The following is a 13,417-nucleotide window of genomic DNA, read 5'->3' on the forward strand; positions in this document are numbered from 1 at the left end:
AACCAATATTAATAATATAAAAACAAACGAACCGATTTTTAATAAGTAAACCAATTTTCAATTAAACTTTGTAACTATGAAGAAGATGTATTTTTTAGTCGCGGCACTTTTAGTGTTGTTGTCCGCGGCATGTACCAATGATCATATTGATCAAGATGATGATGGGATCGTAACTGATCCTACTGGAGAGGCTTGGATTGCGTTAAACGTGGGACCCCCGACGACCTCATTTTCTCGGGCTTTACACGATCCTGATAAAATAATAGGAACAACCAAAGAATCAAACGTGAAAAAAATCCGGGCTATATTCTTTGATGGAAGTGAAAAAGTAACAGCGGATAAAACATTTACAGTTGGAACAGATCAAGAAGCTGGTAATCCGAATCAGCCGGAAGGTGATCAAGGAAAAGCTTTTAAAGTGCCTGCTTCATCCAAACGAATTTTGATTATTGCGAATCCGAGTCCGGATTTGCCCGTAACATCTGTGGGGACAACCACATATACCGTTTTTAATCAAGCTATTCTTGCTGTTGCCTCTCTTTCTGGCGATGAGTATTTTATGATGAGTAATGCCAAAGGTGGTTTGGAACCGTCAGCATCGAATACGGATGGGACGGATGCGAATTTGGTCCTTTATAATTCAGCCTCTAAAGCTGAAAGTCAGGCCCTTTCCATCAATGTTGATCGTGCTGTTGCAAAAGTAAGGGTATATACAGACAATACTGGTATTTCCTCTAATAACACGAAGGCTAATATTTCTGAACCTGGTTGGGTATTGAACGCAACGAACAAGAAGTATTTCCCCGTGTCGAAACGTGAAAAAACTTGGTATGAAACTCAACCGAGAGGGTGTATTACTCCTTTCGATCAGTATAAATTAGGTTCGTATAGAATAGATCCGAACTATGATAATCAGCCAACAGTTTTGCCTCCGGCTTTCACAGACTATTTGAAAGATTATAACTACTATCTGGATGCAACGGATGTTCCCGCAGGAGCGTGGCACCCGACAGATGCTTCTTCGGATAATGCAGAATATTGTCTAGAGAATACTCAAACTGAAGATCATAATGTATGGGCTTATACGACCCAAGTGTTATTCAAAGTTATTTTCTCTCCGAAAGGATTACAAACTCCTGATAAAAACGTTTATGATAATCCTGCAGATTTCGTGAACGCGGGTGCGTTGGATCCGGGAAAAGACTGGCTTATGGTGAATGGTGGTTATTACACGTGGAATTTGCTGATGGATTATATTAAAGCGGAATTGACGTTCAAATTTCAAAGTGAAGATAATGATCCCACGATCATTCACAATACGGCACTTACAAACGCTTTAAATAATTATTTGGAGGCAATTAATGAAGTGAAAGTTCCTATTGATAGAAATAATGCCAGAAGTCCGGAGGAACAAGCTGGAGATATTGTTGATGCTTTTAATGTAAAGAAAAATGCAGTAACAACTCATGGCGCTGATCGTCACGGTACTGTTTCATACTACGTGGGCGGAGTGAATTACTACCCGATCATGATCAAGCATGATGATTCCGGGGACGTGTATAACGAACTGGGAGAATTTGGAGTGGTTCGTAATTCTGTTTACGACGTGAATATTTCCAGGGTAAATAATCCCGGTTATCCGAATATTCCGGAACCAGATCCGGGTACCAAAGATGAAGATGAGGATAATTATTTGTCCATCAGAATCAATGTTAACCCGTGGACTTGGTATACTCAAACTGAAGAACTGTAATTTGTTCGATAATGCTACTAAATTGTGAGGGACAACTCTTGTCCCTCGCAAACTTAATACCTCTTGAAATTGAGGGGATGTTGTTTGCCATTGGTAAAATGGAATGCCAAAAAAGAAAGAAATGAATTTCAAAAGTCATGTAAATTTACTGATCATTGGACTTCTGATGATTGGTACAGGGATTTTCATATCCTGTGATGCCTTTAATGAAAATTTGCCGGAGTGTCGTTTGTTTGTCAAGTTTAAATATGACTATAACATGCTATCCGTCTGCGCTTTTCATAAACAGGTGGATAAAGTGGAACTCTATGTTTTCGACAAGGATGGCAAATTCCTTTTCCAACAAGCCGAAGAGGGGGATGCGTTAGCTACCGGTAATTACCAGATGTCCGTGGCGTTACCTTTGGGAGAGTACAAGCTTATGGCTTGGGCGGGGGTACATGATTCGTATGATGTCCCGCAATTAGCCCCGGGTGAGTCAATCACGGATTTGGAATTGAAATTGAAGAGAACTTCTTCGCTTATTATTGATAAAGCGTTGGAACCTCTCTGGTATGGTGAAATCAATGATATTCATTTTACCGGGAACGTGAATCTTGTCGAGACGATAAACTTGATTAAGAACACGAACACGGTGAGATTTATTTTTCAGCAACCGGAGAATAGTGGGGGTGGGTTTGCCGTGGATGATTATGATTACGAGATTCTCGAATCGAACGGGTATCTTGATCATCAGAATCAATTGAAAGATGATGATGAGTTGAGTTTTCGTCCCTATTATAGCAAACAGATCAGTCCTGCAGCCATCGGTGTGGAATTGAACACGATGCGTTTGATGGATGATCGACCGACTCGCTTTGTCGTGACGGAAAAAGCCACGAATAAACCGGTGTTTAATATAAGTCTTACCGATTATTTTAGCAAGACCATGATGGCCGGGCGTAATTGGAGTACCCAAGAGTATTTTGATCGTCAGGATGAATGGGATGTTGTTTTCTATTTTGCCGGGGAGAACGGGGAAGGTCTATGGCATGCCGTGCAAGTGATCATTAATGATTGGACGTGGCACATTCAAGATGAGGGAGAGGTTTTGTAATTTCCAAAAATTGATTATTTTTGAGAAAATGGTAATCAATAATATTGCATGGAAAAAAGATTGGAAGAATTGTTTAATAATTCGTCACTTACAGTTGAAGAATTAAGAAATGTATTTATAAAAGACCTTGTTCCTCTCGTGCATGGAGAGAATTTGGTAGGTCTGGATCGAGGGGATGTGGAGCATCTTATGGATGGTAATAATAAGTTTCGGTTGAAGATCGGGACGGGAGTCGGCGAAAGTCGAGCCATAGATGCAATTGGAGATGTGCTGACAAAATTGGGATCGGTTGTCGAAGAAGCGGATCATGCTAGGTATTTGATGTACATTGAATATGGTGCGGAGGATTTGATGATGGATGAATTGGTCCGGGTAATGAATTATTTTGAGGAAAAGGTTGGAAATGAAGTAGAAATGGTTTGGGGAGCCGGGCGTAATGATGAATTAGGGAATCAATTGGAAATATTATTGTTGGCCGGGTGGAAGTAATTACCAGAGAGATTCTGAACGGTCATATAAAATAGAGTATTCACGGAAATCTTTTTCAAGATTCCCGTGATAGGTATTCTTTTCTGGCAAAGAGAAAAATACATAGAAGTGTAACTTAAGGTACTTGTATACAATTTTGTAGTGAAATGTGAATTCCTAAATGCAAGAATGCGTATAGGACTACCCGTTATCAAGTGAAGAAGGAATGAGTACTTAAGGTAATTACCAGATAATCATAGAGTAAAAGCCTATCAAGTTCGTATCAAAGACGTTCACGAACGTCTTTGATACGTCTTTGTAGCGAAGTTGATACGTCTTTAATCCCTAAGTGCATTGAATATGCAACGGGTAAACACGGTTATTACCCTGAAAAAGTTTATTGTAAACTAGAGTAAACCTATCTCAGAAAGATTGAAAATACGTGAAATAGATAGCGTTTCCCGTCGCTTGTTTTTGGAATTTTCTCGTTTCGAAGTAACCTTGAAAGGGGGAAAAGCGTAATGTGTAAAAATTAAACAAGAAAGATGATGGATTTGAATAAAATGTTGAACTTGACGGGAATGGTGGCTCTTGTGACGGGAGGCGGTAATGGTATCGGTTGCGGGAGTGCCCGTATTTTGGCAGAGGCGGGCGCTGATGTGGTGATTGGTGACGTGAATCTGGCAGCGGCCGAAGAGGTGGCTGAAGATATACGTGGAATGGGGCGCCGGGCTCTGGCTCTGAAATGTGACGTGACGAAAGATGCGGATTTGATGAATCTCGTGGAACGGACCATCGTGGAGTTCGGTAAATTGAACATTCTGGTGAATAACGTGGGAGTTGGCGGGGGAGGCCGTGAAAATCCTTTTCGGGTGACGGTGGAATATTTCGAACATATTTTCAAGGTAAATGTGTTCAGTGCTTGGAGATTGTGCCAGTTGGCCGTACCTTATATGAAACAATCTGGTTACGGTTCGATCGTGAACATTACTTCCATGGGGAGTATCAACCGGAGTCCGAACATGAGTGCCTATGCCTCGTCAAAAGCGGCTTTGAATCACATGACTGCCAACTTGGCAATGGATTTCGGACCCGATGTACGGATTAATGCCGTGGGACCGGGAGCCGTGGAAACGCAAGCACTCGCATCCGTGCTGACTCCGGAGATCGAGAAAAAGATGTTGGAACACACGCCAATCAAGCGATTGGGTGAAATAGAAGATATTGCCGGGGCGGTCCTCTTTTTTGCAGCACCGATTTCCAGTTGGATCACGGGGCAGGTGTTATTCGTGAACGGGGGCGGTGTCCAAACGTTGGATTAATCCTTTTCGAGACCACCCGTTCCTTCTTTTTGTACTTGTAATTCTTTGATTTCTTTGTTGAGAAAAATGGACAGGATCGTCCGTAAAATTACAACTCCCCCAAGTATGGCCAATTCATTCAAGCTGGGTTCCAGAACCGTTTTTAGAATATCGGAGGCAATCAAAAACTCGAGGCCTAATAGTAAATAAGTTCCTAGATCGGCACGAAGTTCACGGGTTGCCGTGAACGAGTATTTTCCGGTAAAACGTCGGGATTCATTACGGATGAACGCGCAAAAAGCAATTATCGCCCCATAGATAACGATGATCAGGCTGATGACGCTGATTCCCGTGGATAATATTTCAAGATAGTACATGATTTTCATAATATGGTATTTATAATGTCGTAATTACGGATTTTTTGTATAAAGGTTGTTACAATTCCCGTTTTTTCGCTAAAATCGTTATCTTTGGGGTGTTGTAAAAATAAATCACTTACTATAAAGAAACAATGGAGCAAGAGAACAAACAAATGAATTCACTCCCGGATAATGCGTACCGGGAGCTCGCCCCGGGCGAGGAGTACAAGCCGATGATGCCGGCGAACACGAAGCCCAAGGAGGTTACGCCTTATTCCGTGACATTCGGTATTATCATGGCGGTCATTTTTTCCGCGGCAGCAGCTTACCTTGGACTGAAAGTAGGACAGGTATTCGAGGCCGCGATTCCTATCGCTATTATTGCTGTTGGTGTGGGCAATATGTTGGGGAAGAAAAATATGTTGGGACAAAACGTGATTATCCAGTCTATCGGAGCTAGTTCCGGTGTAATCGTGGCCGGGGCAATCTTTACGCTACCGGCTCTTTACATTTTAGGACTGGAGGCCCAATTTTACCAGATATTCCTTTCTTCTCTGTTCGGGGGTTTTTTGGGTATCTTGTTATTGATTCCTTTCCGGAAATATTTCGTGAAAGATATGCACGGGAAATATCCTTTCCCGGAGGCAACAGCAACCACGGAAGTTCTGGTTTCCGGTGAAAAGAAAGGTAACCAGGCTAAATTATTGGCAGTGAGTGGTCTGATCGGAGGTCTTTATGATTTCTGTGTGAGTACCTTTGGTTGGTGGGCAGAAGGAATCTCTACCCGTATCATGGGATGGGGAGAAGTGCTTGCCGACAAGATGAAAGTGGTGTTTAAAGTGAACACGGGTGCGGCAGTACTCGGTTTAGGATATATTATCGGGTTGAAATATGCGGCGATTATTTGTGCCGGTTCTTTCACCGTGTGGTTCGTATTGATTCCTTTTATCAGCCATTTCGCTGATGGACAGACATTAGCTGTTGGTGAGGGAATTACAGTGTTGTTGCGGGATATGACCCCGGAGCAGATCTTCTCGAATTATGCCCGTCATATCGGTATCGGTGGTATTGCCATGGCCGGTGTTATCGGTATTATCCGTTCTTCCAGTATTATCAAGCAGGCTTTAGGTTTGGCCGTTAGTGAATTGGGTGGTAAGAAAAAAGGAGATGGTGTGGTGGAGCGTACACAGCGTGATATTTCCATGAAGTTCATCCTGTCCGGGATTATCTCCGTGCTGATCGCTACTTTCGTGTTTTTCCAATTTGGCGTGTTGGGTAATTTAACTCACACGATCATCGCTACCTTGATTGTATTCATTATCTCTTTCTTGTTCACGACGGTGGCAGCAAACGCTATCGCTATCGTGGGGTCGAATCCGGTATCCGGAATGACGTTGATGACGTTGATTTTGAGTTCGCTGGTATTGGTTAGTGCCGGGTTGAGCGGAACGAGCGGAATGATGGCTGCCATGATCATCGGTGGGGTGGTTTGTACCGCACTGTCTATGGCCGGAGGTTTCATTACCGACTTGAAGATCGGTTACTGGTTGGGGACAACTCCTGCCAGACAGGAAGGCTGGAAGTTCTTGGGTACGGCTGTTTCTGCCGCCACGATTGCCGGTGTAATGATGGTGTTGAACCAGACTTATGGTTTCGTGGGAGAGAACGCGTTGGTTGCCCCGCAGGCAAACGCGATGGCTGCCGTGATCAAGCCTTTAATGGAAGGTGGAGCAACTCCTTGGTTGTTGTACTTTGCCGGAGCGGCTTTGGCATTGATCTTGACGATGATCGGTGTTCCCGCATTGGCTTTTGCTCTAGGAATGTTTATCCCGTTGGATTTGAATACCCCGCTGTTGATTGGTGGTTTGGTTAGCTGGTACGTGGGTACTCGTAGTAAAGACGAGAATGTGAATAAAGCTCGCCGTGAACGCGGTACATTAATTGCTTCCGGATTTATTGCCGGTGGGGCTTTAATGGGTGTGATCAGTGCTATTCTGAAATATTGCGGTGCAGACTGGTTTATCACTTGGAGTGGTGCTGAAGTATTGGCTGTCGTGATGTATATTTTGATCATCCTTTACTTCATCTACGATTCTATGAAAGCTAAACTGACAGATTAATTTTAAATTTTAGATTGTAAATTTTAAATTGGACAATGCAATTGGAAATTTGCAATCTAAAATAATGATTAAGCCGTTTTAATCTAAAATCTAAAATTTAAAATCTAAAATAAAAATGGTGGATTTAAAAGATCGTTTTTTGAAATACGTGAGTTTCGACACGCAAAGTGACGAAATGAGCGAGACTTTCCCTTCTACCGAAAAGCAGAAAGTGTTGCTGCAATACTTGGTAGAGGAAATGAAATCTCTTGGGTTAACCGAGGTGGAGATGGACGAGCATAGCTATGCTATGGGTACAATTCCCGCTACTCCGGGATATGAGGATCGTCCGGTGATTGGTTTTATCTCTCACGTGGACACGAGTCCGGATATGAGCGGGGCGAATATCAAACCGCAGATTATCGAGAATTATGATGGAAAGGATATTCGTTTGAACGAAAATCTGATGATGACGGTGAAGGATTTCCCGGAATTGTCCGCATTTAAAGGACACACGTTGATTACAACCGACGGGACAACTTTGTTGGGTGCTGACGATAAAGCGGGTGTTGCCGAGATCATGACGGCTGCCGAGTATCTAATGGCACATCCCGAAATCAAACATGGGAAGATCCGTATCGGTTTCACTCCGGATGAGGAAGTGGGCCGGGGAGTGGATTATTTCAACGTGGAAAAATTCGGCGCTAAATTCGCTTACACCATTGATGGTGGGTTCGAGGGCGAATTGGAATATGAAAACTTCAATGCCGCCAGTGCCAAGGTTGCTATTCAAGGACGTAACGTGCATCCGGGTTATGCTAAAGATAAGATGATTAATGCTTTGCAGGTAGCAGCCGAGGTGAATAGCCTGTTGCCTGCCTGGGAGCGTCCGGAGCATACAGATGGATACGAGGGTTTCTATCATTTGGTAGGATTGAGCGGTTCCGTGGAGAATGCGGAAATCAGCTATATCATTCGTGATCATATCCGGGAGAAGTTTGAGGCTAAAAAACAATTCATGATGAAAGTGGTAGAATTGTTGACTCAGAAGTATGGCGAAGGTGTGTTGACGTTAACCTTGAAGGATCAATATTATAATATGCGTGAGATGGTTGAGCCACATCCGGAAGTGATCGATAAGGCGTTCAAGGCTATGGAACAAGCCGGGGTAACCCCGATTGTCCGTCCGATCCGCGGAGGTACTGATGGCGCCCGTCTTTCATACATGGGATTGCCTTGTCCGAATTTATTCACCGGGGGAATGAACTTCCACGGTAAGTTCGAGTACTGTTCTCTGGACACGATGAGACGTGCGCAGCAGACGATTTTGAACTTGATTCAGCTTTGGGCAGAATAGAATTAACTCGATAAAAAATACAAACACTCCAATCTTGTTAAGTTTGGGGTGTTTTTTATGGGGAATAATAGATATTTTAGGATTTAAATGTATATATTTGTAGAAATACAAAAAGATATGCAGAAATTCATAACCTTATTCATCTTCGCATGTATAATTTGTTCATGCGAGAAAAGTGATAACAAGCCTTCTCAACCAAGGTATTTAGTATTGACTAGGACTGTAAAAATGTTGCCAACTGAGTACCAAAAGGGTAAAGAGATGAAGGAGGTCTATACTTACAACGATTTCGGGTATGAAGATAGTTTTATCTTGTACGTTGATGGTGAAAACGTGGAGGAAAGGAAAAATTACAAGCATGATGAACAGGGACGAGTTTTGCATTGGGAAGCTTTTGCCCCGGATGGGAGGAAAGGGTTAACGATGGATTATACTTATTCCGCGTCAGGAAAGATATTGGTGGAGGACAAAGTTTTTCTTCCGATAGCAGAGAGCGGGTACGGGGCGGAGACAGACCATTACCTGACACAATACACGTATGATGAACAGGATCGTGAAATTCAGCAGCTTTCTTACCTCAATGACGAGGTTCTTGGGGTACATACGAATTACAAGTATGACAATTCTGGGAATTTACTTTTGGTTCATGATGTTGATAAAGACGGGCAACTTAAAATGAAATATGAGGCTACTTATAATAGGGCTGGGAAAATAGAAAAAAGCACGGTGACATCGTATTTGAGTTTTGGAACGCTTACTACTACGTGGGAGTATTCTTATGATTCCGAGGGTTACTTGATATTGGAGGAGGAATATCAAGATGGAAAACCCGCACACGTGCTTAAAGATCATAAATACGATGAGGCGGGGAATCTTTTGTCGTGTAATTCGTATGGGGTTGATGGTGTTGTATATACTGAATATTACTACACTTATCAACGATTTGATTGAAAGTAAATATCGTTTGCTTGATTTTTATCAAGGTTTGACGTCAAGAAAATATTAATTTTACACCTTAATAAAGTAAGGTTTAAAACATGAAAAATAATATGTCCATGGCCGAACAGGCTACTCTTTTCCCTTTTACCCCGCCGAAACATTCGGATAGTTTGTGTATTCCCGTTCAGACGTGGGAATTTTTATGTCACACGCTCTATTTAAAGCGGTATCCTTTTTTACTCGGTCCGAAAGGATGTGGGAAGTCTTCCATTGCTAAGGAATTGGCGGATGCCATGGGGATGGAGTATTTTGCTTTCGATATGGGGCAGGCTTTTAAGCCGAAAAAGATGTTCGTGGGAGGATTGATTATCGGGGATGACGGGAAAACGAAAGCGGTGCGTTCGGAGTTTTTCAAAGCTTTTGTGTCGACTAAACCAACGTTAATATTCTTAGATGAGTTGACACGTACCCCGATGGTGGCGGCGAATTTCCTGATGACTATCTTGGACCGTCAACAATCGTATATCTATGATGAGGATTCCGGGAAACGCTATAATAAAGGCGAAAATGTGCTTTTCGTGGCAGCAGGTAACGTGGGATTTGCCTATGTTTCCACGCAGCGTTTGGATACAGCCTTTGAAGATCGTTTTATCAAAGTTCGATTAAATTACTTGACCACGACGGAAGAGGCTGCATTGATTCGGGCTCGGTTCCCGAAGGTGTCTCGTGATGCGGCTACTCAATTGGCCAAGGTAGCCGAGGTGTTACGTTTGGCCGAACAGAAAGAAACGCTATCCGTTTCACTTTCGACTCGTCAGGTGCTGGATGCGGCGGCTTATATCCCGTTAGGGTACAGGCTGGATGAGGTGATCGAGCGGGTGATTCTCACAAACTACGTGATTACAGGGGAAGAGACGGTGGCTCGTTCCTTAATACAGACCCTTTGAACGTGCGGTCATGGATTATCGACGGATAGAAGAGATATATGACGAGCAGTTTATCGACCGGGATTGGTGGGGAAATTTTCCCATGGCTCGAAATTTACTGGATCGGGATTTGGGAACCACGGATTTATTGAAATTGGTTCCGGTATGCGCAAGGATCGCTTTTCATGTCACGGGGGAGATTCCTAAAATGGTACTTTCTAACCGGGTTCCTAGTCTGTCGATGAATCCCAAGCATATTGCCCTGAATTTAAAATTGTTGCGATTGGGCGTGTCGGACGAGACAAGAGTATTTGTCTTTTTTGGGTATTTCGTTCACGAGTTGGCACATCTGATTTACACGGGAAAAGATATTGCAGAGTTGAGTGACGATGAATTGCGCTACACGCCAATGCATTATGATATGATTCATTTTATTGAGGATCGGCGAGTGGAGTCGAAACTCGTAAAGGATTTTCCCGGTTATCACTATTATTTGTATGCGGCTCGTAAGTTGGGGTTGGCGATGGGATTGAATGCCGTGGAACATTATATGGGATTTTATGGCGGACAGAGTGAAGATGGTGTACATCGGGGAATGGATGGTTCCGAGGCTTTGTATGATTATATCTGTTCTAAAATATTGTACCCGAATCTTCTGGACGAGAGTAATTATATGCGGGAAGTATTGTCTTTTCCCGGTAATGACGGGAAAGTACGGCAAGTGAATGCGATCTTGAAATCGATCAAAGATTACGGGGAATTGACTTACAAGGAGGTTGTTTGGTACGCGGGAATGTTGACCGAGTTGTTTCAAGAAAAGGAGATATGTCCGGATCATTTCTTTTTGCAGGAGATGAAGAAGGCGATGAAGGGGATCGAGGATTTCAAGACGGATAAGCAGATTAAAATGGCTGAATCCGTTATTCGTGATTTGCGGAAAACGTTGAATCAAGAGCCTGTCTTTTCGACCCAGTTATACGTGAGTCCGGAACGGTCAAAGCTGGAATGGAAGGGAACATTGGGAATTTGTGACCGTATCGAAGAGTTCGAGGCTGATGTGGCCGAAATTTCGGATGATTTATTGAACTGGGCAAAGGAACTGGCGGCGAAAATACAGTTGAGTCTGGCCATGTTTTCCGGGAAAATGGATCGTAGCCGGGTAATATACGAGCAGGATTCCGGGGAGCTGGATGAGGATGAATTGTATCAATCCCGATATAACCGGAATATATTTTTCGAGGAAGTAATGGCTCCTTCGGCTATACTCGAAGTGGTTATCCTTTTGGATTTGTCTGGTTCGATGTGTACGGGAGACAAGATTTCTACGCAAATTGTGATCTCTTCTGCGTTAGCCTTGGCTTTCAACAAGTATCCGAACGTGGTGTATTACTCGATATACGGGCATCGCTGTGGAGATGAGGGCATCGAGATTATTCGTTTCCACGATCGGGGCGAAAAACTGCAACTGGGAAAACTGTTTTCTCAACAAGCGTTAAATGCCAATGCTGACGGGTATGCCATGCTGTATTGTTTTGATAAGTTCAAGTCGGATGCTAAGAATAAATTGTTCTTCATGATTTCCGACGGGGCTCCCTCAGCCACGGGATATGACGGGGAGGATGCCCGTGAACACGTGTGGGAGGTTGTGCGGGAAGGAAAGAAGAGAGGAATCGAGGTTCTGTCCGTGGGAATTGATAATTTCGAACAGGCGGATATGTATGAAGAGTTTATTCCTTATTCCGGTCCGGAGATCACAACGAAGATTTCTCAGTGGATTCGTAAGAAATTCATGTCGATAGCGGATGATAATTCGTTTTAACGATAATAAAAAAACAGCATCGGTTTGGATGCTGTTTTTTCATTTCTTATTATAATCCTAATTTCTTACGTATTGCTTTCGGAATAGCATCTTTGTGAACCATGATTGCCACGGTTTGCAAGCGACAGAATGGTTCGGACATATAAAGATAACCACCGAACGGGTTACGATCTTCTCCCCAAGAATTTTTGGTCTTATAATAGATCGTTCCGTTCTGATCCTTTAGCATTCCGGTGATGTGCATCAAGTGATCATCTGTTGTCTGGCGGTTGTTAAAAGTGAATTGACGTTTGTTGTCATCTACTTTCATTTCCGGTACGGGAGATTCGAAAGACTGCATTTTACGTTCCCGATCTTTTGCGCTAAGTGTGGTCCACTTGTCGATCTCGGCATTGATCATTTCCTCTGGGTTATTGGTCGGGAGAATGGCCAACCCGTTCGGGTGGCTGAAACCATTGTGGCTTACGTCTCCATCCCAGCATACGGAGTACCCGTTTTTCAAGGCGTTGTTCATCACTTCCATTAACTCGTCAATCGGTAGATTGTAGTAACGGGCGTGCATCCAGTTATCGGGAATTGTGAGTTCCACCTCTTCGTAGAAAGGGTACATCTGGAAAGAAGTCAATTCCACGTAATCATTTAAGTTTAGATCTAGGGATGCCGCGAAACTTTGCGGGGTATACTCCTTGCCCTCGTAAGTGAATGTTTCCGGGGTGTCACCCAGGTAAGCCTCGATATATCTCATGAAACCTTTTGTCCACACGGGAGTAATCTGTCGGTTCGGATTTTTGTTCACGGCGTCAAGGATTCCTTGCAAAGCAGCCACCATTTCTGCATGAATGTGAAAGTCTCGTCCGTATTGCAATCCGGTATATACTTCTTCCGGAACAATTCCGTACTTTTTGATCATATCTATTACGTCATGAGCTTGTCCTCCCTCGCTGAAGTTTGTCTTCCCGTGGAATTGAACGTAACGTAATCCTTTCTCGAAGTAGGCGTTTTTAGCCACGTAAAGTTCTGCGAGATCATAGACAGGTTTGCCTTTGCGCAGTAATTCTGATTCTAAGAATGAGAGAGTTGCGTAGTCCCAGCAGGTTCCCACGCTTTGTTGATTCTTCACCGGGGTCGTTTTCAAGTCAACGACTGTTGTAAAGTTGTAGCCGGAACGAGGTCCGCCTTTTTGTGCAAACACGGCCGTGCTGATAGAAACAAGCAGGATGACCATGCATAAGAACGAATGTTTTATCATATCTGATTAATTTTGGTATTTTTACTTTGGTGGCGAAGTTAATTAAAATTT

At 43.2% G+C, this 13,417-nt stretch carries 11 protein-coding genes; 9 read left to right on the plus strand and 2 right to left on the minus strand.

The window, feature by feature from the left end; all coding sequences use genetic code 11:
• The first annotated feature begins 76 nt into the window (after positions 1 to 76).
• The 4 genes from F1644_RS18470 to F1644_RS18485 all read left to right on the plus strand — a co-directional run bounded on the left by F1644_RS18470 (position 77) and on the right by F1644_RS18485 (position 4,639).
• On the plus strand, positions 77 to 1,753 hold the full coding sequence (locus F1644_RS18470; protein ID WP_087421678.1) for an Mfa1 family fimbria major subunit: 1,677 nt from the start codon (positions 77 to 79) through the stop codon (positions 1,751 to 1,753).
• Positions 1,754 to 1,874: 121 nt separating this feature from the next.
• Entirely contained in the window at positions 1,875 to 2,849 is a 975-nt protein-coding gene (locus F1644_RS18475; RefSeq protein WP_168044443.1) for a FimB/Mfa2 family fimbrial subunit, read from the plus strand.
• A 48-nt stretch (positions 2,850 to 2,897) separates the two neighbouring features.
• The gene (locus F1644_RS18480) at positions 2,898 to 3,338 is read left to right on the plus strand and encodes an FtsZ/tubulin family protein (protein ID WP_118305748.1); all 441 of its coding nucleotides are present in this window, start codon (positions 2,898 to 2,900) and stop codon (positions 3,336 to 3,338) included.
• A gap of 524 nt (positions 3,339 to 3,862) precedes the next feature.
• A complete protein-coding gene (locus F1644_RS18485) occupies positions 3,863 to 4,639 on the plus strand; it encodes a glucose 1-dehydrogenase (RefSeq protein WP_209279545.1) in 777 nt (258 codons plus the stop codon).
• Here F1644_RS18485 and F1644_RS18490 read toward each other — a convergent pair.
• Positions 4,636 to 4,995 carry a DUF1622 domain-containing protein gene (locus F1644_RS18490; RefSeq protein WP_373291458.1) on the minus strand — a complete coding sequence of 120 codons (360 nt, stop codon included), beginning with the start codon at positions 4,993 to 4,995 and terminating at the stop codon, positions 4,636 to 4,638. The two genes, F1644_RS18485 and F1644_RS18490, sit on opposite strands and share 4 nt — an antisense overlap.
• Positions 4,996 to 5,129: 134 nt before the next feature.
• Between F1644_RS18490 and F1644_RS18495 the strand changes: the two genes are divergently transcribed.
• From F1644_RS18495 to F1644_RS18515, 5 genes are all read left to right on the plus strand, one after another.
• Entirely contained in the window at positions 5,130 to 7,097 is a 1,968-nt protein-coding gene (locus F1644_RS18495) for an OPT family oligopeptide transporter (protein ID WP_087421681.1), read from the plus strand.
• Positions 7,098 to 7,215: 118 nt separating this feature from the next.
• A complete protein-coding gene (pepT, locus tag F1644_RS18500; RefSeq protein ID WP_168044457.1) occupies positions 7,216 to 8,433 on the plus strand; it encodes a peptidase T in 1,218 nt (405 codons plus the stop codon).
• 261 nt (positions 8,434 to 8,694) lie between these two features.
• Positions 8,695 to 9,384, plus strand: coding sequence for a hypothetical protein (locus F1644_RS18505; protein WP_168044439.1), 690 nt, complete (start codon positions 8,695 to 8,697; stop codon positions 9,382 to 9,384).
• Between the two features lie 86 nt (positions 9,385 to 9,470).
• Complete coding sequence (locus F1644_RS18510) at positions 9,471 to 10,319, plus strand: AAA family ATPase (protein WP_168044437.1); 849 nt, start codon at positions 9,471 to 9,473, stop codon at positions 10,317 to 10,319.
• A gap of 10 nt (positions 10,320 to 10,329) precedes the next feature.
• A complete protein-coding gene (locus tag F1644_RS18515; RefSeq protein WP_168044435.1) occupies positions 10,330 to 12,117 on the plus strand; it encodes a vWA domain-containing protein in 1,788 nt (595 codons plus the stop codon).
• A 49-nt stretch (positions 12,118 to 12,166) separates the two neighbouring features.
• Here the strand turns inward: F1644_RS18515 and F1644_RS18520 are convergent, their stop codons facing one another.
• Positions 12,167 to 13,366 carry a C1 family peptidase gene (locus F1644_RS18520; RefSeq protein WP_229782460.1) on the minus strand — a complete coding sequence of 400 codons (1,200 nt, stop codon included), beginning with the start codon at positions 13,364 to 13,366 and terminating at the stop codon, positions 12,167 to 12,169.
• Between the last annotated feature and the right edge of the window lie 51 nt (positions 13,367 to 13,417).

Source organism: Butyricimonas paravirosa (assembly GCF_032878955.1).
Taxonomy (GTDB): Bacteria; Bacteroidota; Bacteroidia; order Bacteroidales; family Marinifilaceae; genus Butyricimonas; species Butyricimonas paravirosa.